This is a genomic window from Methanobrevibacter sp., assembly GCF_017539065.1.
Lineage (GTDB): Archaea > Methanobacteriota > Methanobacteria > Methanobacteriales > Methanobacteriaceae > Methanocatella.
Genome location: NZ_JAFYHP010000027.1, coordinates 73,176 through 98,120, shown reverse-complemented (window position 1 = coordinate 98,120; position 24,945 = coordinate 73,176). Strand labels below are relative to the sequence as shown.

Sequence of the window (24,945 nt, the reverse complement as noted above, 5' to 3'; positions counted from 1 at the left end):
CTTGTTGCTGGCGAGCTTAAGTCTGTTGAGTTTGAGTTGGCCGCTAGTGATGTTGCTTATGGTATTAATGTGACTTATGAGTGTAAAGAGAATTACACTGGTGCTTATAATGATACTGTTAGTGTTAAGGTGTCTAAGGGAGTTCCTGTTATTAATGTGTCTGGCTCTGATGTTACTTATCCTGATAAGGTTGTTGTTAATGTTGTTGCTAGTGTTAGTGGGGTTTATGTTGTAAGTGTTGGTGGTAAGTCTGTTCCTGTTAGTCTTGTTGCTGGCGAGCTTAATTCTGTTGAGTTTGAGTTGGCCACTAATGAGGCAGGTTATGGTATTAATGTGACTTATGAGGGTAATGAGAATTATACTGCCGCTTACAATGATGCTGTCACTGTTAAGGTTAAAAAAGGTACCATTAAATTAACTGCACCTAAAGTAACTACAACTTACAAAGTCAACAAAAACCTGGTAATTACATTGAAGGATAGCAAAGGCAAGGCATTAAGTGGTGTTAAAGTGACCGTGAAATTGAAAGGCACCAAAACCTACACTACAGATAAGAACGGTCAGATTAAAATTAATGTAGCCAATTTGGTTCCTAAAACCTATACTGCAAAAGTTACATTTGAAGGAAACGCCAATTACGTCAAATCATTTGCTGATGTCAAAGTGACTGTCAAAAAGGCCAAACCAAAAATAATTGCCAAAAAGAAAACCTACAAAGCAAAAGTAAAAACCAAAAAGTTCAAAATAACACTAAAGGACAACAAGGGAAAACCAATCAAAAAGGCAAAAGTAAGACTCATTGTCAAAAAAATAAAGAAAAACGCCAAAAAGAAAACAGCAGAATCCAAAAAGAAATACAAGAAAAACATAGCAAAAACAAACAAAAAAGGAAAAGCAACCTTTAAAGTACAAAGAAACAAAAAAGGCAAATACCAAGCCACAGTCAAGTTCTATGGAAACAAGTATTATACTAAAGCTGTCAAAAAAGTTAAAATTAAAATGAAGTAGATGATTTTTTTCATCTACTATTTTTTCTATTTTTCACAACCGAAATAAGTGCACGTTTAATTGAAAACAGCTCCAACAATTAGGCACTATTCTTAATTTAAAATTATTTTTCTTAATGGACATTTCATTTTAATCATATTTCAAAATCAGGCAGATGTGATGCTTCGAGTTCCTATACTTGGCAATCAAAAAGTGAAGTTTTGTCATTGTTAATGTTAAAAAATAATTAAAAAAGAGAGATTAGGTGTTTAAGGTGTGATTTAAACACCGCCTTTTTTTAAGGAAAATTATATATTGGCAGATTTTCTATTTTCCTAACGACTTGTATCAAACTAGAAAAATTGTGAAAAATCTAATTTAACACATTTTTTGGAGAGTATTATTAGGTGACTAATAATGTAGAGCCTTTAGGTTTACCTAAATTTTAGCTCTATAAATTACTTGAGCATTATAATATATAAGGGTTTCTATTTTTTAGGTTTACCTAAAATTTAAAAAAAGAGTATTTTGGAAACTCAAATGAGCTTCCTTAAATTAATTTTTGAATTTCTTCGCGAACAATTTTGTTGACAAGTCCACCATCGGCTTTTCCTTTAAGCTGCTTCATGCACATTCCCATTAAAGGACCCATGGCTCCCATTTGGCGTTCTTTAACCATGCCTTCATTTTGAGCCACGATGTCTGAGATGATGTTATGGACATCCTCTTCGCTCATCATGGTCAGATTGCTTTTCTCTGCAATTTCAGCTATGTCAGCATCAGGTGTTTTGATTGTTTCAACCGCCAATTTGCGCACGCTGTCTTTTGCGATTTTGCCGTCAGCCAGTAATGTGAATATTCCTTTGAAGTGATCAAGTGTCAACACGTTGGTGTCATAGCCTTCCCTTTTGATTTCACGCAAATCGTATGCAAGTAGTGAAGCGACAGGAGTTGCATCCACATCAACACTTGCCAAAATGTCTTCAAACATGTCGGCTTCTTGCCTTTTGACAAGTTGTGTTGCCAAATCTTCACTCAATTTATATTCTTCAATTATTCTGGCCTGTTTCACGTCAGGCAGTTCAGGCAAATCATTGGCAATCGGTTCAATTCTGTCAGGTGTGATTTTGAATAATGGAATATCGGTTTCAAGATACATCCTGTTTGCAGTAGGAAGTGGCCTCATATATTCGGTATTTCCATCATCAAGCGCCTTACGAGTCTCTTCAACAACACCGTCAAGACCTAGTTCAGCCCTTCTTTTGACCTCTTCTAAAGCGGATACCGCAATGTCCTCATCGTGAGCCACAATGATGAACGCATCTTCCTCGCCAATGTTCAGGAAGTCATTTACCCTGTCAACCTCTTCCTGGGTAATTCCATAAGCAGGCAATTCATCAGAGTGGAAAATGCCTGATACGCCACGTTTTTTGGCATAACTTGCAATCTCAGTACCGAACCTTCTTCCAGGCTGAACTTCACGGCCAATCAAACCGTCATAACCTTTAAGAACAACCGCTTTGATGGTTTCGGCAGACTTTAAGATTTTGGATTCAGTATCTTCAAACAATTCATCTAAAGTATGGATTTCATCCAATACTTCGGCGTTTCTGCTTTGAAGTTCCTTTTTGATGTCAATCAAAACTAATTGCCTTTCAACTTCACGGTTTACGATTTCACCCATCAAATCCAAGTCCTGCACACCCTTGATTTCGACACGTGCACCTTCAGCGATGGAAATGTTCAGGTCCTGTCTGATTGTTCCAAGACCCCTTTTGACATTTGTGCTTCTTAGAATCTGACCGAGCATGTATGCAACTTCCCTTACCTGATCGGGATGATGCATTGAAGGGTCTGTTGTAATTTCAGCCAAAGGAATACCCAAACGGTCCAATCTGAATTCGGTAAATCCGTCTTTGGTTTCAACTCTTCTTGCGGCGTCTTCTTCAAGTCCGAGACTTTCGATTACCACTTTGCCGTAAGGGGTTTCAAGGTAACCGTCGGTTGCAACCATACCTGTTCGTTGGAATCCTCCTGTGTTACTTCCGTCAATGACCTGTTTACGCATTGTATGGAATTCATCAACAATATGCATATTCATCAAACATGCAATGGTGATGCATATGTCAAGAGCTTCCTCATTTAAGCTGTGAGGAGGTTCGTCATCGTTTTCAACAAGGCAGGTATGTTTTTCAAAGTTTTCATATTTGAAATTGAGGCCCCTTAAGGATTCCTGCAAAGCAGCCCTGTCGATTTCACCAAGCTCGGATTGTGTAGGCCTTAACTTTCTTTGAATGAGTTCATCAAAATCATCGTCAACGAGTTCTGTTTTACAAGGACAGAATAGCTTATGCTCACTGTTCAATTGCTGGTGAATTTCAAGTCCCATTTTTAATCCTAATTTTTCGTAATCCATATCTAACCACCTAATTTAAAAAGTCCTTAATTGAGGATTTTTCACCAAATTCGCCTGCAATATTGGTTTGCATAATCTCTTTTACTTCATTGTAGTCATCACTTTGACCCAATGCCCAACATAACTTAACATATGTTGTCTCAGGAGTCATGTCTAATCCGGATATTACTCCGGCATCAAGAATATTGCGTCCTGTAGAGTAAACGTTCATGTTGACTCTTCCATAAAGGCACTGTGAAGTCATAACTACTGGAATATTCTCGTCTTGCGCTCTTTTAAATGAGTCAATTAAGTCATTAGGGACATGTCCAAGCCCTGTTCCTTCAATAACAAGGCCTTTATATCCTTTATCAATATGATATTCAACAAAGTCTTTTGAAATGCCAGGGAAACTTTTAATAAATCCTACTTTTTCTTCCACCGCATTATTTAATTCTAACTCGTTATCTCCACGTTTGACATAATCATATTCGGGATTAATGTCAATTGTTTTATTCTGGATTTTAGCTATTGGCTGAGCATTGATGCTTCTAAAAGTATCTCTTCTTGAAGTATGCATTTTTCTAACCTTTGTACCTTTGTGCAAGTAAGTATATTCGTCATTTAAACTTCCATGCATACAAACGCACACTTCCGCAATGTCTGACTTTGCGGCAATAACAGAATCGATTAGATTAATGTTGGCATCACTTGAAGGCCTGTCTGAACTCCTTTGAGCTCCAGTAATAATGATTGGAACTGGTGTTTTTAACATGAAACTTAATGCAGATGAGGTGTAATGCATTGTATCAGTACCATGGGCTATTACAACACCATCAGCACCATTTGAAATATCATTGGCAACTTCTTCTGCAGCTTTAACCCAGTATTCGGGTTTCATATCTTCACTCAAAATATTATATAATGCTTTAACATTGTAGTTGGCATAATCTAATAATTCGGGATTGGCCTTAACAAGATCTGATGCGGTAAATTTAGGATGCACTGCGCCAGTTCTGTAATCAATTACGGAAGATACAGTACCTCCAGTTGACACAATGGATATATTCTGTTTAGATGGGTCATGTGGTATTTCAGTTTCATCATAACCTATTCTTGGTTTGTCTCCTTTTTCGATAAGCTCAGCAGTAGTATTCTCAATAGCTACTCCGATATTATAACCACTGGATAATTTTAAAACCAAATATCCATCCTCAGCATCTTCAGGACGATCAAGTAAAATACCTGTATAAGAGATATCTTCTTTATGTACTTTAATGGTATCTCCTATACTTAAATCGTAGTTTTCTATATATTTTTCACTATTTTCTTTATATGTCATCAAATCACACTATGAATTGTTTTTAATCCATTCTGCGCCTGCTTTTAAAACATCAATATTTACATCAATGACTTTTGGTTTGGATGCAAACATTTCACGAATTGCATTTTCATAAGATTCAGCTTTTAAAACATCACTTAATTCAGTTAATGCACCTAAAAGTGCTGTGTTTGCAGTTCTTGCATTTCCGTGTTCTTCTGCAATATCAACACAAGGCATTGCAATAACTTTAATGTCTCTATCAGTTTCAAATTCACCGATATGCGCATCATAAAGTATAACTCCACCTTCTTTTAAGTCTTGTGAGAATTGTGCAAGGGAAGGTTTATTTAAAGCAATAAGAATGTCAATATCATCTACTACAGGGGTTCCAATGGTTTCATTGGATATTACAACTGAACAATTGGATTTTCCTCCCCTTTGTTCAGGTCCATAGCTCGGATACCATGAAACATGTTTTCCTTCAGCACAGGCTGCTTGAGCTATTGTAAGGCCTGCACTTAAAACTCCTTGGCCTCCAAATCCGGAAACTTTAATGCTTAATGGTTCGATGTCTTCATCAACATAACCTGAATCATCATTTCTATTGACATTAAATATTTTATCTAATGATTCAGTTGAAAAGTCACTGGCGGGCCTTTCAACAGGTTCTTTGTTGTACAGATTATTTCTGAAGTTTTTGACTGGGAATTCTTTTTCCATTTGTTCTTCAATAAATTTCTGAGCACTGACAACATCTTGTTTTAAGTTAGTAGGACAAGGTGATAATACCTCTACAAAGGAGTATCCTTTTCCTTCTTTCTGAACGGTTAATGCTTGTTTAATTGCATATTTTGCAAGTCTGATTTTTAATGGGTTTGCAAGAGATACCCTTTCAATGAATACCGGAGCCTTTAAAGTATTAATTAACTCACACATATGTGTAGGGTGTCCGGCGTAATTAGGATCTCTTCCGGTTTGACAGGTGACTGTCTTTTCACCAATTAATGTAGTTGGAGCCATTTGTCCTCCGGTCATTCCATAAACGGTATTGTTCACGAAAAACACAGCAATTTTTTCTCCACGGTTTGCAGCTTGCAAGGTCTCATTCAAACCGATGGATGCTAAATCTCCGTCTCCTTGATAACTCATTACAATTGCATTATCTTCAGCTCTTGAAATACCAGTAGCTACTGCTGGTGCTCTTCCGTGTGCAGTTTGGAAGTTTCCACAGTTAAAGTAGAAATATGCATATACGGAACATCCGACTGGGGAAATCATAACACAACGTTCTTGGATTCCAAGCTCATCCATACACTCAGCAATTAGTTTATGTAAAATTCCATGTCCACAACCAGCACAGTAGTGAGTAGATTGAATATTAGTTCCTTTTCTCGGATACTCTTCTAAAAGGGATTGTGGATTTCTACGTACTTGTAATTCATAATCTTTATCATTAAATTCTTGTTCACTCATTTTTCCACATCCTCAGTCTATAATATTAGGACTAGCTTTCTCCTCACTTCTTTTTGATAAATCTATATCTTCACCTTCAAAGCCGGCTATTTCATAAATTTTTGCAAGAATTTGTTTCAATTCAATTAAATTTCCACCCATCCTATTGACAAGGTGTGTATCTTCTTTTCTAAGTGCCGCAAACTGGACATCTGCTAATAATTGGCCGTTACTCATTTCAACTGATATGAAACTAACTCCCTTGTCGGATAATTCTTTTATCCTATCAACTGGGAAAGGATTTAATGTAATTGGTCTTAATAATCCAACTTTCAATCCGTTTTCTCGGCTTTTGTCAACTGCAGACCTTGCGATACGGCTGCTGATTCCGAATGATACCAAAACAATTTCTGCATCTTCAACTTGGTATTCTTCATAAATTACTTCTTCAGCATCGATTTTTGCATATTTTTCCTGAAGTTTGAAGTTGAAATCTTCCAAATCATTAAAATCATTAAAAATTGAAGTAATGAGGTTTTCCATAGTTTCCTTATTTCCTTTCACTGCCCAATCCTTATCATTTTTTGGTTCAATAGCTTTTTCAGGGAATACTAATGGTTCTGCCATTTGGCCTAAGGTACCATCGGCTAAAACTACAACTGGATTTCTCCATTTGTCTGCAAGTTCAAATGCTTTCATTGTTAAATCACACATTTCCTGAACGCTGTTTGGAGCTAAAACTATATTTTTATAGTTTCCATGCCCTCCTCCTTTAACGACTTGATTGTAATCTCCTTGTTCAGGTCCGATATTTCCAAGTCCTGGGCCGGCTCTCATAATGTCAACGATAACTGCAGGCAATTCTGCACCAGCGAGGAAGGTAAATCCTTCTTGCATTAAACTGATTCCAGGTCCGGATGATGAGGTCATTACTCTGTGCCCGGTACCTGATGCACCATAAACCATATTAATTGATGCTTCTTCACTTTCAGCTTGAACAAAGTTTCTTCCAACCATTGGGAAGTATTTTGATGCTTCGTGTAAAATTTCACTTGCAGGAGTAATTGGGTATCCAAAGAAACAATCACAGCCCGCATACATTGCACCAATGACAACTGCAGTATTTCCTTTTACCATTTGATTACTCATTTATTTTCCCCCTTGACTAGCTACTTTTGCCTTAATCATTTTTGCAACGTTATCATTTTTAATATTTTTTAATTGATGTACTTCTAGTGCTAACGGTTCAGGACATGTAAAGTAACAATCTTTACATCCAGTACAGCCATTACCACTGTAAATAGCAAATTGGTAACCAGCGTTATTCATTTCATCACTAAGAACAATTGCATTTTGAGGACATCCGACAATGCATCTTTGACATCCTTTGCAAATTTCCTTATTTATAACTGGATAAGATATTTCTTCTGTCATTATATCATCTAATTAATTTTTATTATCTTTTTCTCTAATTTCAACTCTTCTTATTTTACCGCTGATGGTTTCCGGAAGTTCATCTACATATTCAACCATTCTTGGGTATTTATAAGGAGCTGTAACTCTTTTAACATGATTTTGAATGTCTTTAGTTAAAGAATCTGATGGTTCATAGTCAGGTTGTAAAACTATGCTTGCTTTTACGATTTGACCTCTAACTTCATCAGGATAAGCGGTAATTGCGCAGTGAGCCACTGCTTCGTGAGACAATACTGCACTTTCTACTTCATAAGGTCCAATACGATAACCGGAAGATTTAATGATGTCGTCATTTCTTCCAACAAAATGGACATATCCGTCTTCGTCAACCCATGCAGTATCTCCACAATGGTAATATCCATCATGCCATTGTGCTGCTTGTTTTTCGGGATCTTTATAATATTCTTTAAATAATCCTGGTGGAACGCATTCAGACACATCAAAACAAAGTTCTCCCTCTTCACCAATTTCCACAGGAATATCATTTTCATCTAATAATTTTAACTTGTAAAGTGGGGAAGGCTTACCAATTGAACCTACTTTTGCGTCAATCCATATGAATGTTCCGATGGATAATGTTGTTTCAGTTTGGCCAAATCCTTCTTTAATTCTTAAACCGGATAAATCGTAGAATCTTTCAGATACTTCAGGAGGTAACGGTTCTCCTGCAGTTGCAACATATTTTAGATTTGAAAAGTCATATCCCTCAATTTTTTCCTTAATTAAGAATCTATAAACTGTTGGAGGTGCGCAGAATGTATCCACTTTGTTTTCTATGATTTTTTCAAGTAATTTGATTCCGTTAAATCTTTCATAATCGTAGATAAATATTCCAGTTCCGGCAATCCATTGGCCATAAATGTTTCCCCAAACGGCTTTTCCCCAACCGGTATCGGATGCAGTATGGTGGACTCCATCCTCCACGACATTTTGCCAATATTTGGCAGTTGGGATATGGCCTAACGCATAAGTGTGTCTGTGTGCAACCATTTTAGGAAGTCCACTGGTTCCTGATGTAAAGTAGATTAGGAATATTTCATCTGCCATAGGGTTATCTTCACCGGTTGGCCTTTCATAAACTGGGCTTTCTTCCTCAATTGCCTTGTTAAAGTTAATCCAACCGTCTCTATCGGTTTCAATCACAAGTTTCTCTAAATCCCAATCAAGTTCTTTTTCAGCTTCTTCATAATCAGGCAGTAATGTGTCTTCTTTAACGGTAATAATTGCTTTTACTTCAGCTTGTTTTAATCTGAAGTCAATATCATGAAGTTTTAACATGTGTGTTGCAGGAATAGCTATTGCACCAATCTTGTGTAATGCAACCATACAGAACCACCATTCATATCTGCTTTTTAGGGTAAGCATTACTTTATCGCCTTTTTTGATACCTAATCTTTTAAGTAAATTAGCTGTTTTATTTGAATATTCTTTCATGTCTTTAAATGTGAAGGTATGCTTTTCATCATTGTCATTTGTCCAGATTAAAGCGATTTTATCAGGATCAATTTCCGCATACTTATCAACCACATCAAATCCAAAATTGAATGTGTCTTCAAATTTAAGTTTGAAATTTTCAAAAAAATCTTCATAAGAGTCATATTCAACTCTTTCTACAAAATCTCCTATTACTGATGTCATTTAATTAACTCCATAAATATTATATGATGACTGCTAAAAATTTAGCGGGTTTATCATTAAGTGCTACCATTGCATGCCTGTGTGTTGAATCGAAGAAGATGCAATCTCCTTCGTTTAGCACGATTTCATTATTATGTATATAAATTTTCAGGGAACCTTCCAGGACATAGTTGAATTCTTGTCCAGGGTGTGAGTTTAGGGAAGGTGCAGGGTTCTTTTTCGGGTCTACAACAACAAGGAATGTTTCAGCTTTTTTGTGAATGAATTTAGAACATAGGTTTTCATGGGTATATTCTTTGCTTCTGTCAACTGAGATTCCTTTGTTTGCACGAGTAACATCAAATATGTTCATCCTACTTTCTTCACCTGTTAACAATAATCCTAAATCAACTTTAAAAATGTGTGCAAGTTCGTATAAAAAACTTGCTGGAATGTCTATTTCAGCGTTTTCATATTGGATATAAGTTTCTTCTTCAATATTTAATTCTTCAGCAATTTCTTTAATAGTAATATCTGATAATTCTCTTAATTCTCTAATTCTATTTCCAATATCTCTGTTGTATTCATTCATTCATAAACACCTATTTTTCTCATTGATTTATTATATTATAATATAATATTATAACATATCTTTATTTTTGAATTTGAAATTATATAAACCTTATTAAAAAACATGATAATTCGTTATAAATGAGATAAAAATAAAATTTTATTTGGATTTTTTGGAAGTGATTTTGGAAAGTTTTATATACTTCGATTAATTAACTTTAATTTGATATTTAAGGAGATTATAAAATGACATCTAATGAGATAGGGACTAACATAATTTTCAAAAAACAGTTAGGTTTAAACTATGAGATTGATCAGAAATATGTTGGTTTAAAAATGAAAGAAAATAACATTTTATCTTTTAATTTTAGGGTGCCTGGAGCTTTAAAAGATGAAGTTGAAGCATACTTTAAAAGATTTAAATTAGGCGAACCAATTTTGGTTGATATTGGCGGAACTGGCGATATAAGATGTGATTTTAAAGGAATTTCTCCAGTTTTAAAAAATAAAGATGAATTCGACCAGTATTTCTTGTCAGCCACTTTACAAGAAGATAAAAAATATGATCCTTTTGAAGAAGAAAAATGTGAAACTTGCAGCGGATGCGGATTTCACTGATTTATCCTTTTTTTTTAACCATATTGTGTTTTAATCACTTTATATTCTTTTATAATATATTTTACTAAGTAAACTGTTCCAATAATTGAAACTATTAAACATGGGATAAGCCAAGGCAATTGGGATATTGCCACGTCTAAACCACTAATATTAAGAATTGTTGCAACAACATTGTTAATGAAATGAACACTCATCGGAATTAGAATATTGTCTGTTTTTAAGTATAGCATACACATACAAATTCCAAATAAAAATGCGCTTGTCATTCCACCAAATTCATGTCCGATTGCAAAAATAAACGATGAGATTATCATTGCAGGAATAATTCCAATTCTAATTTTCATCCGATTAAAGAGTATTCCTCTAAATATTAATTCTTCCATAATCGGGGCAAAAATTATTGCGCCGATGGCATCAAGAATAACAACGCTTGAATCAATGTTTACGGTATCCACTTCCCAGATTGAAATCCATGTCGGATCAGCCAATCCCATTAGGATATCCAAGGAGGATATAAGAAATGTGAATAGGAATGCAAAAAGTATGTTAATTGCAAAGACATAGATTATTTCTTTTTGATTCTTATTTTCAAAAAGATTCTCGATATTTCTGTCAAGGCCTTGTGTACCTTTAAACGCCCAAACAAAAAATAACATGCCAATTAATAGGAAAACTATAAAAAATAATTCATCAGATTCAGAAATCTCTGGAAAGATGCCCATCAAAACTCCAGAAATAATAACAGTCAAGATTATCCCAATAATCAATTCTTTTATTCCGATTGTTCTTAAACGCACATTAAAATCGGTGACACTTCTATCCATAGTTTTACATCCTATAAAATATCTTTAAACCAGTTGATGGTTTCTATAAGTTGGTCTTCAAAGTTGTTTGAATCAATTTTCAGATTTATCTTTTCCATATTGCTGGTGTCGGCCAATGAGTGTTTAATGTCTCCGGGTCTTTCAGGCAGGTATTTTGGTTCCAAATCGCTTCCCAATGTGTCCTTAACGATTTCATATAATCTGTTTATTGTCATTTTTTTACCGGATGCAATATTGACAATACCGTTAAAATCGGATTTACAGGCATTGATGTTGGCTTTTGCAATGTCTCCGATGTAGACAAAATCTCTGGTCTGTTCTCCATCTCCGTAAATTTCAGCCTGCTTGCCTTCAAGAAGTGCGCTTATGAAATTAGGAATTACGGCGGCATATTGGGAATTTTTATCTTGTCTTGGTCCAAATACATTAAAATATCTAAGCGCAGTATAATTTAAGCCATAACTTTCATAAAATGTTTTTAAATATAACTCACAACTAGCTTTTGATGCCGCATAAGGGGATGTAGGCATAGGTTGTTCTGTTTCTTTTAGAGGCATATTTTTGTTTTCTCCATAAACTGAAGAGGATGATGAAAATACAATCTTTTCAACATCGTTGTCAACCGCCGATTTCAGAAGTCTTACAGTTGAGTTGACATTTACGTCATTGCATTCTTTTGGTTTTTCAACACTTAAGGGAACGCTTGCCATAGCTGCAAGATGGAAAATATAATCTGTTCTCGGAGTTAATTCGTCAAAATTAATTTCGCGAATATCTCCTTCGATGAAATTTAGATTATCGTGCTCTGGATATTTTAAATTTTTAATGCTCCCAGTGGTGAGATTATCAATAATAGTTATTTCATTATCGTTTATTAATTCATCGACAATGTGAGAACCAATAAAACCTGCTCCACCAGTAATTAAAATCTTTTTATTTTTCATTCAGCCACCAATTGACAATTTAAGTTATATTTAAGCAATTATGTATTATTTTTAAGTAACAATATTTATATATTTTTATATTTATATTAATTAAGTAAGAGGAGTCTAATAGTATGTTTGATTTTGTGTTTGATACCATATATTTTGCTTCGTACAGTAATTTTTATGGGCTAAGCAATATAAGTCTGTCCTTAGGCGACGTATTATTAGCTTATATTGTAGCTATCCTTTGTTCCATTGTTGTAGCTTTGCTTTTAAAGTTACCCTTGTTTCCTAGCAAACCATATAGGTATTCTTTTGATGTAAGTGCGATTTATCCTACTCCAATAATTGCTATTGGTATTCTTTCAATATTTTTGGTTTTAAATTATACTTTCATGTTTAATGGTTTAGTTTTAGCAGTCATTATTGGTGTTTTATCCGCATTATTTGTGAAATATTTATTTGATTTTATATTTCCAACACCTCTAGACGATAATATGGGGGAGGATATAAATGAATGAGGTAATTGGAATTATAATTGCCGCAATTCTTTGTTGGTTGAATTTTGTTATTGTAGATACATATTTCGGACTTCCCGAACAGCCTGGTGTTAAAGGGGCCAGGATAATTGGTAAAGATGTCGAAAAGAGAGGAGGAGATATTGCTGGCGGATTTTTCCAAGGAAACATTTTATGTTCTCCTGATGCATCTGCTGGTACATTAATGGCTTCTATTGGATCTATGCTTTTAGGAATCCCTGGAGGAATACTTGCAGCATTTTTAGTCTTTATTGGAAATAGATTATGTGCTGATCCGGGGTATGCTGGAACTACTGGATGTTTAACTGCAACTGCAATAATATTTTTAGCATCATTCATTGGGTTAACCCCTGAAATGTTTATTGCGGGAATGGTCATTGCCATATTTACTATAATGGGTATTGACCAGGCAAGAGTTTCAGTAGTTTTAGGAAAAATTGCAAGAAAATTCAATAGGCATGCTAGAGAGTGATTATATGTATGTTGAAATTATTGGGATTATAGTCTTATTTGTAGCATTAAGAGCTCTGATAACAAGAAATAGGGCTGAAAGATTATTATATTTAAATGTTATCGGTTTTGGAGTTTCTGCCCTTATTGCATTAATAATTAATACTCCATTTGCTCTTGTTGTTGCAGCAGCATTCTTTATTTGTTCAACAATTAGTGCTAACGCTATTGCCTATACATTAAATAGACTAGATGATGAGATAGTACTGGAGTGAGTGAAAATGGAATTTCTCGTATCAATGATTGCAATAGCTTTGATGGTTATAGGAGCATTTGGCATCATATTTCTAAAAAAACCTTTGGATAAGGTTATAATGTTTTCAATACTTGATGCAGGATTTGTTTTAGCCATTGCTTTATTTAAATATTTAGATGTTGCATTATTTGCGGCTCTGGCAGGTCCATTATCTACTTTAGTATTTATTTTATCAATTGTTAAAATCAAAGAAATCAGGACTAATAAAATTGCAAGTGGTGAGGCTAATGATTAACGTTTCATTGTTTTTCTATTTTGGAATCTTTTTAGCTATTGTAGGAAGTATTGCTACTGCTTGGGGTCCGGGAGTTAATGACCCAGTTATTAGGACATTCAATACTGAAGTTGCTTCGATTGGAGTTTGTTTAGTTTTATTATGTTATAATCATGTGTTGGCTTTATTAACATTATTGGCGACAACTGTTATTATTACATTAATTTTATTTAGAGCTATTATTCGTTTAGAAGAAATGGGGGCAGATGTATGAAGATTGGGGTTTTATGGAATAAATTGGCAGAACCAAAAAATATTCCACGTCTTTTTGCATTTGGCCTTGGAATTATTTTAATTGTGGGTTTAATTGTACCTTTGGCATTAAATCCCGATCAATTATATGTTAGGCCTGCTCCTCAAGAGCAGATAGATGACGGTTTAGCTATTGCACCTTATGATAGGGGAGGCGAACCTTTAAAAGAACCTGGCGATATTAGTCCTCAATATCCCGATAATGCTGAGAGTTTAGGGATGATTACGGGATATATGTCACCGCTGGCGGAATGGGTATCCTCAGTATCACCTTACTTTGGTACATCCATATATTCATCTCCGGGTGGACTTATAGATGAAATATTGTACTATACAAGAGGTTTTGATACAATACTCGAATCCAGCATTCTGATGATGGCATTCATCATCGCTTCATGGTTATCTATTAATTATACAATGAATAGGAAAAATGATGAAGGCGAAATTAAAAAAGATGTGAAAAAAGCTATTGATGATTCAGCAAAATTAGCCAGCCAAATCAAGGCTAATGATGCTAAAGCAAGAGCTAAACAATTGAGGAGGGATAATTAATGGTTTATGTTCCTCAAGAGTTTATTAGCATGTATCTGCCTGCAATTTACGCAGGTTTGATTGTAGGTTTCATTGGAACTATGGCAATAGCGATGAAAAGAGAAGAATTGCACATTCTCATCTTAACAGATATTGTTGGCTTGGCCATGATATTTGTTGTTTCTGCAGTCGGAACCGATTTAGCGGAAGCATTGATTTTGCCGGGTTTGGTAGTGGAACTGGCTGAAACTTTGGCCATTTCTGAAATTTTGATTACAAGAGAAATGCGCAAGATTGAACAAGACCCAAGAGCTAATTTGACTAGATCTTCTTCAATGTTCCCACAGGCATTCTCTATAGACATGGAAATCATGACTACTGCACCTAATTTTATAGCATTAGTCCTGATAGGATATGGAATTTTCTTAACTGGTTTTACTGGTGGAGCAGTAGCTGGTGGAGGAATTGTATTATATGCATTATCTAAAAAGGCAAGAGGACTTCCAGTATTAATTTTAGATGGTATTGCTGGCGTTTCTGGTATTGCATGGTGTTTATGGATAATAGGTTTCTTATTATTCTTTGTAACTCCTCAATACTGGTTATTAAGTTTATTCTTGGCAGCATGCGGATTATTACTAAAAGTAGCTTCCAAAGTAGGTTTAATTGGCCTGCTTATGAGAGAGGACATTGATAATGAGTAGGTGAGAAAATGGATTTCGTTACACTTGGAGGAAATTTACTTGGAACAATCCCACTTGGGGACATTGTATTATACTTAACTCCATTCAATTTGTTCCTATTCGCAGTTTTACTCGGTTTTACATTGTTGATTGCATTAAGTAAACCTGAAACTCAAGTTGAAGCTACAATGCATTATTTATATAATACTGAAGTTAAAGTTGGCCCAAAAGAACTTAAACAAAGAAGATTTTTATCAATAATCTGCGGCATTGCATCTGCTGGGGCAATGATTACTGGAGATTTATTTAACTTTACATTATTCATGGCTTTAGTAGGTATTTTAAACATAGGTATTGTATCAGCTGTTAAACAAACTAGCGTATTAAATTCAGCATTTAATTATGGTTTAATAGCTATGATGTGTAGCTTACCATTATTTGGAGGCGCGGCTATTATTCTTGCAGCAACCGGTACATTATCACTTGCAGTTTTATCTCAAATGCCTGCCAGTCCGATGGTGGTATTTGGTGCAGTGCTCATGTTAATTGGTATTTTAGGTGAAAGCGGTGTTGCGCCATTCTTTGCAAGTAAAGCAGAAATGTTTAGGACTGCAGGGTCTCCATATATTGTTATTATTCACTTAAGTTCATTATTTATTATTGTTAGAGCTGTTGAAATATTATTATTGGTATTGTGGTAGTGAGAGTATGGTTAATCAAAAGATTGCATGTTTAATATTATTGGTTTTATCAACAATAGCTATTCTCGCATGCTTAGTGGTAGATTTTGAAGCATGGATAGTTTATGCAGTAGCTATATTCGGTATTCCATCATGGGTTTTAGCCCTAGGCCTATTAACAATGGCCAAACCAAAACCTGAAGATGCAGAAGAAAGAGTGAGGGAACCATTTACTGGATATTGAAGTGGTATTATGAATTTGATGGTAGATATTTTAATTAATGTTGTTATTGCTTTTCTAGCAGGAAGCTTACTGCTGGGTTTGCATAGGAAAGTAATGGCGCGTGTACAAAAACGTCCGGGGCCACCTATTGTCCAGCATTTGATACACTCTTTAAAATTCTTCTTTAAAGAAACAGCAATTCCAAGAACAGTATCTAAAGTATTTTACATAGGTATTGTTTTCATATTAGCTTTAATTTGGGTTGTTGGGGTTATTGTCGGTCCTGTGGCTCATGATTCTTTATTGATATTATTTGGTGTTTATGCAGTTTATAAAATTGTTGAGCATAACTCTGGATCAAGTTCCGGTTCACCATATGGTAAATTAAGCTGTGTAAGGGCAGTACTTTCAGCGGCATCTGAACTTCCTTTATTTGCAGCAATCGTATTTGTTTACTTGGTGACTGGCTCAATGAATATTGGAGAAATTATCTCATACCAATCAGTTCATGGTCCATTAGTGTTTTCAATTCCTCTTGCAGCTTTAATGTTCTTTATGTTAATTATTACAAAATCCCCATACTCTCCGTTTGCAATTACTAAAGACAAAGTTTTAATTTCTGGATTTGAAACTGAACACTTTGGATTTTTAAGAGGATTCATGTTATTTTCAGAATCAATAGCATGGTATGTTATGCTTTGGGTATTCTTAACAATATTCTTCGGTCCGTTAACTGCTGTGGGATATTTAATTGGAATGATTGTCATTTCCTTTATCACTGGATTTATTAATGCAGCAACTCCACTATTAAGTCCAAATCATTCAGTTATGACTCAAATCACCATTGGAGCAATTTGCTTCTTTGGAACAATTTTAATGATATTTACAGGGGTGGTAGCATGAATAGTGAAGATGTAATTGTTTACTTTACTGCTTTAGTGGCAATTGGAATAATAGTTGTTGGTTTATTAACAACTGCTTTGCATTCATATCTTATTGCTCCGATAGTTATTATTGGAATTACCTTGGCAATATTTGTATTGCTTGCAAAAGGCAATTTTTCACATAAAATAGAAAGTATAGAGAAAGTATGTTTTGTAATAACATTTATAGCAATAATCTGTTCATTCATATTGCTTTATAAACCAATGTAGGAGATTATTATGTTAGATTATATGATTTATATACTCACATTTGCTGTTGGATCCATTTTAGGTTTAGTTTATAGTTACAAACAACATGGGGAACCATTTGTTGCAGTAACTAAATTTAATGTTCCATTTGCTATAATTTCAATTATCGGATGGGTTTTAGGATTTTGTTCAGGCAATATTATTTTATCAGCAATCGGTTTTCTCCTTGCAGGATTCGTAATGGGCGAAAGACCTGGATACGGCAGAAAAGAAACTGCAGTAGGTTTAATTATTGCTATTATTGTATATTTCGTATTAAAATATTCAGTATGATGTGATGGAAATGGATGATGATGCTAAATTAAGATTAATGCAAAAAAGAATAATAAAAAGTTATGCTTGGCAGAGAGACATTATAGTTCCACTTTCCAAGGATTTCGATTGTACTGTTGAAGAATTAGAGGAAGTTTTATTCAATTCCTTAGACATGTCATCTCTTGAAGCATTGCATGCTACATTTGAATCAGCACAGGATATTTGTTTATACCAAAAATTAAATGCTGATTTAAGATTATGCTGGTTTACTGATACTTTAGAATTAATTTCAAGAGAGGATGGCAAAAATCTTAAAATGAAAATAGTTAATGAAGTTAAAAATGGCAAATCTTATGAAGAAGCCTTAAAAGAAGGACAATTAGAATTATTTGAATTGTTAAAAAAAGAGGCAATATATTAAGTTTATTTGATTATCAAAATAAAGAGGGAGTACAATGTTAGACGCTATTAAGGATGTTGTGAGAAAAAGCTCAATTCATGTCTGTATCGTCAATTGTGGCGGATGCAATGGCTGCGACGTTGAATGTGTTGCACTATTGTCCCCAAGATACGACTTAGAGCAATATGGTATTTATGTTCACAATAATCCTCGTGAAGCTGATGTTCTATTGTTGACAGGAGCAGTCACTGAACAATGGAAGGACAACTTAAAGAGAATTTATGATAAAGCTCCTGAACCAAAAATAGCCGTAGCTGTTGGAAACTGTCCAATTTCTGGCGACGTATTTAATCAGGAAGGAGGCCATGTAAATGCCCCTGCTTCTAATTTCATCCCCGTTGCAGCAGAAATTCCAGGATGTCCGCCAAGGCCTAATGAAATATTGGAAGCTATTTTGGCGGTCGGACCACAAGCTATTGCTGATCGTGGGAGGGAGCAAAAATGATAGTACCTATTGGTCCAATTCACCCAGCTTTAAAGGAACCTGTCAGATTGAAATTGCAAACTGAAGGTGAAAGAGTAGTTAAAGCGGAAATTGAATATGGTTATGTTCATAGGGGAATTGAGAAAATAATGGAAGGAAAAACCTGGCAGAAAGCAATATACTTATCTGAAAGAGTATGTGGAATCTGTTCATATGAACATACACAAACCTTTGCAGAGACTATTGAGCAAATTTCCGGTGTTGACGTACCGCCAAGAGCTCAATTTTTAAGAGTTATTACTAACGAGTTAGATAGAATTCAAAGTCATTTGCTGGCTAATTCCACATTTTTCAAATCAATGGATCATGAAACCCTATTCATGAAAGTTTTAGAGTTAAGAGAATATGCAATGGATTCAATTGAGTTATTAACTGGAAATAGAGTTAATATGGGTTGGAATGTAGTTGGTGGAGTTAGAATGGATGCAGATGAACGCCATTTCAAACCAATACTTGAAAATCTTAAAATAATTGAAGACGAATTCGAAACAACTCGCGCATTATTTGCAGAAGGTCCGGCATTGGCTTTAAGATGTAAAGGAATAGGCTATATGTCTAAAAAAGAAGCAATTAAAGGTCGTGCTGTTGGCCCTATTGGAAGGGCATCTGATGTTAAAGAAGATTATCGTGTAGGACACTATACATATGATGATTATTTTGATTTTAAAGTAATTAGAAGAAAAGAGGGCGACAATTACGCAAGAACATTAACAAGATTCGATGAAATCCCAGAATCCATAAGTTTAATCAGACAAGCAATTGAGAACATACCTGATGGTGAAGTCCGTACTCCTGCTGAAATAAAATCAGGTTATGCGATGTGTAAAAATGAGGCTCCTCGTGGAGAAGTAACTTATATGATTGAAACCAATGGTAACTTAATCAAAAACATATCAATCAGAACTCCAAGTATTCCAAATATAGATTCCTGTGCAAAATATATGATTCGTGATGTTCCAACTGTTGCAGATGCAGTATCCACTTATGCGTCATGCGACCCTTGTATAGCATGTGCTGAAAGAGTGGCCATAACTGATGAAGCTGGAAAAACGGTAATAAAAAATTGGGATGAGGTGAAATAATATGTCATCTCTTATGTGGTATGTTTATAATTTTGCCAGGAGGGCTTGGGCCGATGCATTCGCAAATGCAAAATCTGAACCGGAAATATCTGAAAAGCCAGAACGTTTTAGAGATTTCCCTAAAGTTAATAAAGAATATTGTATAGGATGTGGAGCATGTTTAGCATCTTGTCCTTCACCAAATGCCATTAAATTGGTTCGTGATGAAGACACTGAAGAAGGTGAAGGTATGACATATCCTGTAATTACCTTAGGTGCTTGTATCCGTTGCGGTTTTTGTGCGGAAGTTTGTCCGACTGATCCGAAAACATTGGAATGTGGCTTAAATCATTTAATTTTGCCTGAATTTAATATTATTCCATCAAAAAGACAATATTTAGTTGATGATTATTTATGTATTAAATGTAAGAAATGTTTGAAGCAGTGTCCTGTAGATGCAATTAGCGAAGTTGATGGAAAAGTAGTTGTCGACCAACTTAATTGTATCTCTTGTGGGGATTGTGTTAAAATTTGTCCGGTAAATGGTGCAATGAAAGCAGTGTTTGTTGATAATTTACAAGACCAAAAAGACTTAATTCTTTTATGTGTAACTTATCTGGAAGATTACATTAACTCTAAAGAAGAAGATTTAAGGTCTTTAGAGAAAAATGACCTCCTGCAATATGATGTGCCGTTATCCAACATATGGGATAAAGCATTAAAAATCATTCCTGATGAGGAAATAGCTTTAGAAATCATAACTAATGCAGTTAATAGACTCAAAATTAGAATTATCGATTGGGATGGAGAAAACTGTAAAAAATGCCAATTATGTATCCCTGATTGTCCAACTGGATGCATTTCATTTGATGAAAAAGAAGATACGATAGTAAGAGAGAAGGATAGATGTTTACGTTGCAGTATTTGTTACCAAACTTGTCCGTTTTCAGTAATCAAATACTTCATATCTAAATTTTCACTTGATGACGGTGAAAATATTCATGTTACAGTAAAGGCATCTAATCTAAATGATGATTTATTTATGGAGTGAGTGTTATGATAGATAGCTTTACTAAAACACCAAGACCATTAAGGCATGTTGATGTTGACTATGTTGTTGACCATACCAAGTGTGCTGAGTGCAAAGAAAAACCATGTCTTGAGTCATGTCCAATTGATGCAATTTATTTAGATAAATCAGATAATCTTATTAAATTAAGAACTACTTGCTTTGGTTGTGTATTATGTCGTAATGCTTGTCCATATGATGCATTGTCTTTGGATGTGAAAATGGACCCTCCTATAAAGGAAAATGTTCCAAACATTAACACTAAACTCTGTAAAGCATGCGGGGCTTGTGTTCAAGCATGTAAAAACGGTTCTATTCACATGGTATCTGATGGAATTCACGAACCTCACAGTGAAATAGATAAGGACACATGTGTTAGATGCGGATATTGTTTCAGGGTCTGCCCTACAGATGCAATCAAATATGGCGAATTACTTCCTAAAACAGTTAAAGGAGGTAAGGCAGTTGTCATAAATCAAAAGAATTGTATTGGTTGTATGACTTGTACAAGAGTATGCCCTTCAATGGGAGCTATTAATGTAGGCAGAACTAATAAATTGCCTTATATTAACCCGGGATATTGTGCAAGATGTGAAGAATGTATGCATTCATGTCCTTCAGGTGCAATTAGATACTCTTCACGTAAGAAAGCTTATAAAATGTACAGTGAGATAAAATCATATGATATTGTATCAAGTATTGTGGATCATGATGTAAAAAAATTATCTCTTGATTTAATTAGTTTAAATAAGGTTTTAGAAAAAGTTGGAGCTAAAATAGCTTTGGAATTTGATGACCAAAACTTTGAACATTTCATCGAATGTGAAGTAAATGATATGATGGAGAAGGAACTAAAACTTAGTCTCGACACCGTTATTGAAATAGATAAATTCACGGAATTAGTGGGCTCATATTTGATGGATAGAAACATTGAGGTTTATGATAAAAAATGTGTTGCATGCGGTGAGTGTTTCAATGTTTGTCCGGTAGGAGCAATTGAATTGGATGGTCCAAACCCAATAAAAATCAATAATGATTGTATATTTTGTGGAAAATGTGTTGAAATATGCCAATTTGATGCAATTGGTGCATATGACGATTATTTCTACAGTAAAAATCAAAATCTATATTATGCCAGGTCTTATTTATACAAGCAAAGACTTGGCGACTTTATACTTTCCGATAATAAATGTCAGGCATGCGAGATCTGTGCAAAAAACTGCCCAACTGACGCTTTAAGATTAACAAGTGAAGATAAAATAGAATTTGATAGTGAGAAATGTATTTATTGTAGAAATTGTGAAGCAATTTGTCCTGTAGATGCAATTAGAATAATCAATTTCAGGTGAGTTATGTTTGAAAAATCTTTTATCACAGATTGTGAAGGTCCCCTTACATTAAATGATAATGCTTTTGAACTATCAGCTAATTTCATTGAAAATGGAGGGGAATTATTTAAAATTCTCAGTTTGTATGATGATTATTTAGCAGATATTGTAAAAAAAGAAAATTATAAGGCTGGCAATACCTTAAAGTTAATTTTGCCTTTCTTTGTAGTTGAAAAACTCACAAACGATGATTTAATTGATTTTTCAAAAAACAATATTTATGCAGTTAACGACTCACAATTCCTATTAAAATTCTTAAAAGAAGCTATGAATACTTACATTGTTAGCACTAGTTATGGTCAATATATCGAAGCAGTTTCCAATTATATGGAAGTGCCTTTTGAAAATACATATTACACAAATGTTGATATGGATTGCCTTGAACTAAATAGGGAAGAAATTCAAAAAATCAATGAATTTAAGGATTTGATTTTAAAAAATCCTGAGGATTACGATTTATTCGATGATATTTTCTTTAATCAAATTCCAGAAATGGGAATTTATAATGAAATCAAGGACATTGAAGTTGTCGGAGGCCAAGGTAAAAAATTAGCTATTGACAAAATCCTCGAAAGGGATGACATTAACGTTAATGAAATACTCTACATTGGAGACAGCATAACTGATGTGGAACCGCTGGAATTTGCTCGTGAAAACAATGGGATAAGCATATCGTTTAATGGCAATGAATATCCTCTGAAAGTAGCTGAAATTGCAATTGTTTCACCAAGTGCCGTAACAACTGCGGTAATAGCGGATATTTATGCAAAAAACGATAAAAACAAAGTTTTAGAATTTATTAAAGATTATAATGTTTCAAATGATTTGAAAAAATTGTTCAATGACTACAATATTAATGAAGAAATTAGAAATAAATTTTTCTCAGTATTTACAGGCAATTACCCATTAATTCAAATAATCACTGATGAAAATTACGAAAGCATATTAAACGTTAGTAAAGAAATGAGAAATAATATTCGTGGTCAAGATATAGGTGGATTAGGTTAGGTGTTAAAATGAATTATGATAAAGTTGAAGACACATTCTTTGAAGCTTTCCAAGGAAAATACGTAAGGGCTTTAATTACAGGGCCAACAGAAGCTATTGTAAAAAGAGCGGCTTATGATTCAACTTCAACTCCAAGTGCCGTAATTGGAAGAGTTGAAGGTGGGGTAGAAGGCTTTTTAGATGAATCACAAACTCCCGATAATAGATTTGGAGCTATTGTGCAATACTGGTTAGGCGGAGATGATGTAGAAAAATTTGCATTTGAACTGTCCTACAGATTAAGACAAGATGTATTGGTTAAACCATTCACACGCATTTTTGACTACTCTGATAAGGAAAGTGATGAATATATTGAAATGATGGATATTGTAGGCCATTGTGGCGATGGATACGAATGGATTGTAGAAGAATATGGAAGAAAAATGATAAATGTCCCAATTGCAGTACCAGATTTTCAAATTGAAGAAAAATTCAAAATTAATGATGGGACTATGGGAGGTAACTTCTGGTATTTATGCGAAACTCAAGAAGCAGTACTTGAAGCAGGAGATGCAATAATCGATGCAATAATGAATGTGGAAGGTGCAACTGCACCATTCGATATTTGTTCAGCCGCTTCAAAACCGGAAACAAATTTCCCGGAAATAGGTCCAACAACAAATCATGTTTATTGTCCTTCTCTAAAAGAACGTTTAGGTGATGAATCCAAAGTTCCGGAAGGCGTTAATTATATCCCTGAAGTTGTTATAAATGCAATTGATGAGGAATCTATGAATAAAGCGGTTAAAGCAGGAATTGATGCTGCTTTAGAATTTGAAGGAGTTATTGGAATATCTGCAGGCAACTTTGACGGTAAGCTTGGAGACAAGAATATTAATTTATTAGACATATTAAAGTAAGGTTTTAAAATGGAAATATTTGATAATGATTTAAACGCTGAAGTTATTGGATTTGGAGCATTAAATGTAGATAAGCTCTATTCAGTAGAAAATATTGTCTCAAAAGATGAGGAAAGTTTTATTAAAAGTGAAACTGATACTCCTGGAGGTTCAGCAGCCAATACCATCGTCGGTTTATCTCGCTTAGGCTGTTCAACATCAATAATCGGAAAAATTGCTGAAGATGATGATGGAGATTTAATTGAATATCATTTAGCCGTTAATGGTGTTTATGCTAATAATTTAATTTACTCAGAAACTGGTTCAACAGGAAAATGTTTAGGCTTTGTTGATGAAAATGGAGAAAGATGTCTTTACATTGACCCTGGTGTTAATGATGAAATCCGAATTGGTGAAATAAATCCACTAAACATTATGAGATGTAAAATTATGCACTATACGTCTTTTGTTGGTGATTCATTTAACACACAAATTGAATTATTGGGAAAACTTAATGATCAATGTATATTAAGTTTTGATCCGGGAATGTTATATGTTAAAAAAGGCTTTGAGGAGTTAAGACCTATCCTTGAGAGAACTAATATATTATTGATTAATGAATCTGAATTACGATTATTATGCAATAATAATAAAGATTCATTAAAAGATTTGGCTATTGGATTTTTGGATTTAGGAATTGAAACTATTGTCGTAAAAAAAGGGTCACGGGGAGTATTTGCAATTAATAACTCAACTGAATGTGAGGTTGAAGCATTTGAATGCGATGTTGTAGATACAACCGGTGCGGGAGATAGTTTCAATAGCGGATTTTTATATTCCTTTTTAAGGGGATATGATTTAGAAAAATCCTGTAAAATCGGAAATTGGGTGGCTAGCAAATCTATTGAAGGATTTGGAATGGAAAAATTCCCTACTTTAAAAGAGTTGGAGGAATTTTTTTAAAAAATAAAATTCATATAAATTTATAAAATAAATAATTTAGTTGGTATTA

General features: G+C 34.4%; 31 protein-coding genes. 21 read left to right on the top strand and 10 right to left on the bottom strand.

The features are described 5' to 3' along the window. Nucleotides 1-965: 965 nt before the first annotated feature. The 8 genes from IKS50_RS09140 to IKS50_RS07545 form a co-directional block, all read right to left on the bottom strand. Complete coding sequence (locus tag IKS50_RS09140; protein WP_366664951.1) at nt 966-1,022, bottom strand: lipoprotein; 57 nt, start codon at nt 1,020-1,022, stop codon at nt 966-968. Between the two features lie 515 nt (nt 1,023-1,537). Continuing rightward, nucleotides 1,538-3,403: a Glu-tRNA(Gln) amidotransferase subunit GatE gene (gene gatE / locus IKS50_RS07575; protein ID WP_292847848.1), complete on the bottom strand. Its 1,866-nt coding sequence runs from the start codon at nt 3,401-3,403 to the stop codon at nt 1,538-1,540. Between the two features lie 10 nt (nt 3,404-3,413). Further along, on the bottom strand, nt 3,414-4,724 hold the full coding sequence (gene gatD, locus IKS50_RS07570) for a Glu-tRNA(Gln) amidotransferase subunit GatD (RefSeq protein ID WP_292847845.1): 1,311 nt from the start codon (nt 4,722-4,724) through the stop codon (nt 3,414-3,416). A gap of 9 nt (nt 4,725-4,733) precedes the next feature. Beyond that, a complete protein-coding gene (locus IKS50_RS07565) occupies nt 4,734-6,179 on the bottom strand; it encodes a 2-oxoacid:acceptor oxidoreductase family protein (RefSeq protein WP_292847842.1) in 1,446 nt (481 codons plus the stop codon). A 12-nt stretch (nt 6,180-6,191) separates the two neighbouring features. Further along, nucleotides 6,192-7,307 (bottom strand): 3-methyl-2-oxobutanoate dehydrogenase subunit VorB, encoded by a 1,116-nt coding sequence (locus tag IKS50_RS07560; RefSeq protein ID WP_292847839.1) that lies wholly within the window; start codon nt 7,305-7,307, stop codon nt 6,192-6,194. Further along, the gene (locus tag IKS50_RS07555) at nt 7,308-7,592 is read right to left on the bottom strand and encodes a 4Fe-4S dicluster domain-containing protein (RefSeq protein WP_292847836.1); all 285 of its coding nucleotides are present in this window, start codon (nt 7,590-7,592) and stop codon (nt 7,308-7,310) included. A 12-nt stretch (nt 7,593-7,604) separates the two neighbouring features. After that, complete coding sequence (locus IKS50_RS07550) at nt 7,605-9,272, bottom strand: AMP-binding protein (RefSeq protein ID WP_292847833.1); 1,668 nt, start codon at nt 9,270-9,272, stop codon at nt 7,605-7,607. A gap of 19 nt (nt 9,273-9,291) precedes the next feature. Further along, nucleotides 9,292-9,843 carry a helix-turn-helix domain-containing protein gene (locus IKS50_RS07545; protein ID WP_292847830.1) on the bottom strand — a complete coding sequence of 184 codons (552 nt, stop codon included), beginning with the start codon at nt 9,841-9,843 and terminating at the stop codon, nt 9,292-9,294. 224 nt (nt 9,844-10,067) lie between these two features. On the opposite strand from IKS50_RS07545, the gene IKS50_RS07540 reads away from it, so the two are divergent. Beyond that, complete coding sequence (locus IKS50_RS07540; RefSeq protein ID WP_292847827.1) at nt 10,068-10,439, top strand: hypothetical protein; 372 nt, start codon at nt 10,068-10,070, stop codon at nt 10,437-10,439. 14 nt (nt 10,440-10,453) lie between these two features. On the opposite strand, the gene IKS50_RS07535 is transcribed toward IKS50_RS07540, so the two are convergent. Together IKS50_RS07535 and IKS50_RS07530 are read right to left on the bottom strand one after the other, a co-directional pair. Further along, nucleotides 10,454-11,263 carry a CPBP family intramembrane glutamic endopeptidase gene (locus tag IKS50_RS07535; protein ID WP_292847825.1) on the bottom strand — a complete coding sequence of 270 codons (810 nt, stop codon included), beginning with the start codon at nt 11,261-11,263 and terminating at the stop codon, nt 10,454-10,456. Nucleotides 11,264-11,274: 11 nt separating this feature from the next. After that, the gene (locus IKS50_RS07530; protein ID WP_292847823.1) at nt 11,275-12,207 is read right to left on the bottom strand and encodes an NAD-dependent epimerase/dehydratase family protein; all 933 of its coding nucleotides are present in this window, start codon (nt 12,205-12,207) and stop codon (nt 11,275-11,277) included. Between the two features lie 113 nt (nt 12,208-12,320). On the opposite strand from IKS50_RS07530, the gene IKS50_RS07525 reads away from it, so the two are divergent. From IKS50_RS07525 to IKS50_RS07430, 20 genes are read left to right on the top strand one after another with little or no spacing between them, the layout of a single operon-like run. Beyond that, nucleotides 12,321-12,710: an energy-converting hydrogenase A subunit A EhaA gene (locus IKS50_RS07525; RefSeq protein ID WP_292847821.1), complete on the top strand. Its 390-nt coding sequence runs from the start codon at nt 12,321-12,323 to the stop codon at nt 12,708-12,710. After that, a complete protein-coding gene (locus tag IKS50_RS07520) occupies nt 12,703-13,200 on the top strand; it encodes a hypothetical protein (RefSeq protein WP_292847818.1) in 498 nt (165 codons plus the stop codon). The genes IKS50_RS07525 and IKS50_RS07520 overlap by 8 nt, the downstream gene beginning before the upstream one ends. 4 nt (nt 13,201-13,204) lie before the next feature. Continuing rightward, nucleotides 13,205-13,453: a DUF2109 domain-containing protein gene (locus IKS50_RS07515; protein WP_292847815.1), complete on the top strand. Its 249-nt coding sequence runs from the start codon at nt 13,205-13,207 to the stop codon at nt 13,451-13,453. A gap of 6 nt (nt 13,454-13,459) precedes the next feature. Continuing rightward, complete coding sequence (locus tag IKS50_RS07510; protein ID WP_292847812.1) at nt 13,460-13,729, top strand: EhaD family protein; 270 nt, start codon at nt 13,460-13,462, stop codon at nt 13,727-13,729. Beyond that, nucleotides 13,722-13,982 (top strand): DUF2107 family protein, encoded by a 261-nt coding sequence (locus IKS50_RS07505; protein ID WP_292847810.1) that lies wholly within the window; start codon nt 13,722-13,724, stop codon nt 13,980-13,982. The genes IKS50_RS07510 and IKS50_RS07505 overlap by 8 nt, the downstream gene beginning before the upstream one ends. Beyond that, entirely contained in the window at nt 13,979-14,572 is a 594-nt protein-coding gene (locus tag IKS50_RS07500; RefSeq protein WP_292847807.1) for an EhaF family protein, read from the top strand. Before IKS50_RS07505 ends, IKS50_RS07500 begins: the two co-directional genes overlap by 4 nt. Then, a complete protein-coding gene (locus IKS50_RS07495) occupies nt 14,572-15,255 on the top strand; it encodes an EhaG family protein (RefSeq protein WP_292847804.1) in 684 nt (227 codons plus the stop codon). The genes IKS50_RS07500 and IKS50_RS07495 overlap by 1 nt, the downstream gene beginning before the upstream one ends. Nucleotides 15,256-15,263: 8 nt before the next feature. After that, nucleotides 15,264-15,935 carry a hypothetical protein gene (locus IKS50_RS07490; RefSeq protein WP_292847801.1) on the top strand — a complete coding sequence of 224 codons (672 nt, stop codon included), beginning with the start codon at nt 15,264-15,266 and terminating at the stop codon, nt 15,933-15,935. 7 nt (nt 15,936-15,942) lie between these two features. Continuing rightward, nucleotides 15,943-16,158 carry a DUF788 domain-containing protein gene (locus tag IKS50_RS07485; protein ID WP_292847798.1) on the top strand — a complete coding sequence of 72 codons (216 nt, stop codon included), beginning with the start codon at nt 15,943-15,945 and terminating at the stop codon, nt 16,156-16,158. Between the two features lie 9 nt (nt 16,159-16,167). Further along, the gene (locus IKS50_RS07480; RefSeq protein ID WP_292847795.1) at nt 16,168-17,040 is read left to right on the top strand and encodes a respiratory chain complex I subunit 1 family protein; all 873 of its coding nucleotides are present in this window, start codon (nt 16,168-16,170) and stop codon (nt 17,038-17,040) included. Further along, nucleotides 17,037-17,291 carry a hypothetical protein gene (locus IKS50_RS07475; protein WP_292847792.1) on the top strand — a complete coding sequence of 85 codons (255 nt, stop codon included), beginning with the start codon at nt 17,037-17,039 and terminating at the stop codon, nt 17,289-17,291. The genes IKS50_RS07480 and IKS50_RS07475 overlap by 4 nt, the downstream gene beginning before the upstream one ends. Before the next feature lie 9 nt (nt 17,292-17,300). Beyond that, the gene (locus IKS50_RS07470) at nt 17,301-17,603 is read left to right on the top strand and encodes an energy-converting hydrogenase subunit EhaL family protein (RefSeq protein WP_292847789.1); all 303 of its coding nucleotides are present in this window, start codon (nt 17,301-17,303) and stop codon (nt 17,601-17,603) included. A 10-nt stretch (nt 17,604-17,613) separates the two neighbouring features. Beyond that, nucleotides 17,614-18,006 (top strand): DUF1959 family protein, encoded by a 393-nt coding sequence (locus IKS50_RS07465; protein WP_292847786.1) that lies wholly within the window; start codon nt 17,614-17,616, stop codon nt 18,004-18,006. Nucleotides 18,007-18,040: 34 nt separating this feature from the next. Further along, a complete protein-coding gene (locus IKS50_RS07460) occupies nt 18,041-18,490 on the top strand; it encodes an NADH-quinone oxidoreductase subunit B family protein (RefSeq protein WP_292792156.1) in 450 nt (149 codons plus the stop codon). After that, entirely contained in the window at nt 18,487-19,611 is a 1,125-nt protein-coding gene (locus IKS50_RS07455; protein ID WP_292847783.1) for a nickel-dependent hydrogenase large subunit, read from the top strand. Before IKS50_RS07460 ends, IKS50_RS07455 begins: the two co-directional genes overlap by 4 nt. 1 nt (nt 19,612) lies before the next feature. Continuing rightward, the gene (locus IKS50_RS07450) at nt 19,613-20,641 is read left to right on the top strand and encodes a 4Fe-4S binding protein (RefSeq protein ID WP_292847780.1); all 1,029 of its coding nucleotides are present in this window, start codon (nt 19,613-19,615) and stop codon (nt 20,639-20,641) included. Beyond that, nucleotides 20,638-22,008 (top strand): 4Fe-4S binding protein, encoded by a 1,371-nt coding sequence (locus IKS50_RS07445; RefSeq protein WP_366664949.1) that lies wholly within the window; start codon nt 20,638-20,640, stop codon nt 22,006-22,008. The genes IKS50_RS07450 and IKS50_RS07445 overlap by 4 nt, the downstream gene beginning before the upstream one ends. A gap of 3 nt (nt 22,009-22,011) precedes the next feature. Then, nucleotides 22,012-23,055: a hypothetical protein gene (locus tag IKS50_RS07440; RefSeq protein WP_292847774.1), complete on the top strand. Its 1,044-nt coding sequence runs from the start codon at nt 22,012-22,014 to the stop codon at nt 23,053-23,055. Between the two features lie 8 nt (nt 23,056-23,063). Continuing rightward, nucleotides 23,064-23,954: a formylmethanofuran--tetrahydromethanopterin N-formyltransferase gene (locus IKS50_RS07435; protein WP_292847771.1), complete on the top strand. Its 891-nt coding sequence runs from the start codon at nt 23,064-23,066 to the stop codon at nt 23,952-23,954. 9 nt (nt 23,955-23,963) lie between these two features. Further along, nucleotides 23,964-24,896: a carbohydrate kinase family protein gene (locus IKS50_RS07430; RefSeq protein ID WP_292847768.1), complete on the top strand. Its 933-nt coding sequence runs from the start codon at nt 23,964-23,966 to the stop codon at nt 24,894-24,896. Nucleotides 24,897-24,945 lie beyond the last annotated feature (49 nt).

Excerpts from the sequence above, each read along its gene's own strand:
- IKS50_RS07440 (WP_292847774.1), top strand. The coding sequence starts at position 22,012 with ATGTTTGAAAAATCTTTTATCACAGATTGTGAAGGTCCCCTTACATTA.
- IKS50_RS07555 (WP_292847836.1), bottom strand. The coding sequence starts at position 7,592 with ATGACAGAAGAAATATCTTATCCAGTTATAAATAAGGAAATTTGCAAA.
- IKS50_RS07520 (WP_292847818.1), top strand. The coding sequence starts at position 12,703 with ATGAATGAGGTAATTGGAATTATAATTGCCGCAATTCTTTGTTGGTTG.
- IKS50_RS07565 (WP_292847842.1), bottom strand. The coding sequence starts at position 6,179 with ATGAGTGAACAAGAATTTAATGATAAAGATTATGAATTACAAGTACGT.
- IKS50_RS07515 (WP_292847815.1), top strand. The coding sequence starts at position 13,205 with ATGTATGTTGAAATTATTGGGATTATAGTCTTATTTGTAGCATTAAGA.
- IKS50_RS07540 (WP_292847827.1), top strand. The coding sequence starts at position 10,068 with ATGACATCTAATGAGATAGGGACTAACATAATTTTCAAAAAACAGTTA.
- IKS50_RS07535 (WP_292847825.1), bottom strand. The coding sequence starts at position 11,263 with ATGGATAGAAGTGTCACCGATTTTAATGTGCGTTTAAGAACAATCGGA.
- IKS50_RS07545 (WP_292847830.1), bottom strand. The coding sequence starts at position 9,843 with ATGAATGAATACAACAGAGATATTGGAAATAGAATTAGAGAATTAAGA.
- IKS50_RS07480 (WP_292847795.1), top strand. The coding sequence starts at position 16,168 with ATGAATTTGATGGTAGATATTTTAATTAATGTTGTTATTGCTTTTCTA.
- IKS50_RS07525 (WP_292847821.1), top strand. The coding sequence starts at position 12,321 with ATGTTTGATTTTGTGTTTGATACCATATATTTTGCTTCGTACAGTAAT.
- IKS50_RS07460 (WP_292792156.1), top strand. The coding sequence starts at position 18,041 with ATGTTAGACGCTATTAAGGATGTTGTGAGAAAAAGCTCAATTCATGTC.
- IKS50_RS07470 (WP_292847789.1), top strand. The coding sequence starts at position 17,301 with ATGTTAGATTATATGATTTATATACTCACATTTGCTGTTGGATCCATT.
- gatE (WP_292847848.1), bottom strand. The coding sequence starts at position 3,403 with ATGGATTACGAAAAATTAGGATTAAAAATGGGACTTGAAATTCACCAG.
- IKS50_RS07455 (WP_292847783.1), top strand. The coding sequence starts at position 18,487 with ATGATAGTACCTATTGGTCCAATTCACCCAGCTTTAAAGGAACCTGTC.
- IKS50_RS07510 (WP_292847812.1), top strand. The coding sequence starts at position 13,460 with ATGGAATTTCTCGTATCAATGATTGCAATAGCTTTGATGGTTATAGGA.
- IKS50_RS07465 (WP_292847786.1), top strand. The coding sequence starts at position 17,614 with ATGGATGATGATGCTAAATTAAGATTAATGCAAAAAAGAATAATAAAA.
- IKS50_RS07505 (WP_292847810.1), top strand. The coding sequence starts at position 13,722 with ATGATTAACGTTTCATTGTTTTTCTATTTTGGAATCTTTTTAGCTATT.
- IKS50_RS07495 (WP_292847804.1), top strand. The coding sequence starts at position 14,572 with ATGGTTTATGTTCCTCAAGAGTTTATTAGCATGTATCTGCCTGCAATT.
- IKS50_RS07450 (WP_292847780.1), top strand. The coding sequence starts at position 19,613 with ATGTCATCTCTTATGTGGTATGTTTATAATTTTGCCAGGAGGGCTTGG.
- IKS50_RS07530 (WP_292847823.1), bottom strand. The coding sequence starts at position 12,207 with ATGAAAAATAAAAAGATTTTAATTACTGGTGGAGCAGGTTTTATTGGT.
- IKS50_RS07550 (WP_292847833.1), bottom strand. The coding sequence starts at position 9,272 with ATGACATCAGTAATAGGAGATTTTGTAGAAAGAGTTGAATATGACTCT.
- IKS50_RS07485 (WP_292847798.1), top strand. The coding sequence starts at position 15,943 with ATGGTTAATCAAAAGATTGCATGTTTAATATTATTGGTTTTATCAACA.
- IKS50_RS07475 (WP_292847792.1), top strand. The coding sequence starts at position 17,037 with ATGAATAGTGAAGATGTAATTGTTTACTTTACTGCTTTAGTGGCAATT.
- IKS50_RS07560 (WP_292847839.1), bottom strand. The coding sequence starts at position 7,307 with ATGAGTAATCAAATGGTAAAAGGAAATACTGCAGTTGTCATTGGTGCA.
- IKS50_RS07435 (WP_292847771.1), top strand. The coding sequence starts at position 23,064 with ATGAATTATGATAAAGTTGAAGACACATTCTTTGAAGCTTTCCAAGGA.
- IKS50_RS07490 (WP_292847801.1), top strand. The coding sequence starts at position 15,264 with ATGGATTTCGTTACACTTGGAGGAAATTTACTTGGAACAATCCCACTT.
- IKS50_RS07500 (WP_292847807.1), top strand. The coding sequence starts at position 13,979 with ATGAAGATTGGGGTTTTATGGAATAAATTGGCAGAACCAAAAAATATT.
- gatD (WP_292847845.1), bottom strand. The coding sequence starts at position 4,724 with ATGACATATAAAGAAAATAGTGAAAAATATATAGAAAACTACGATTTA.
- IKS50_RS07430 (WP_292847768.1), top strand. The coding sequence starts at position 23,964 with ATGGAAATATTTGATAATGATTTAAACGCTGAAGTTATTGGATTTGGA.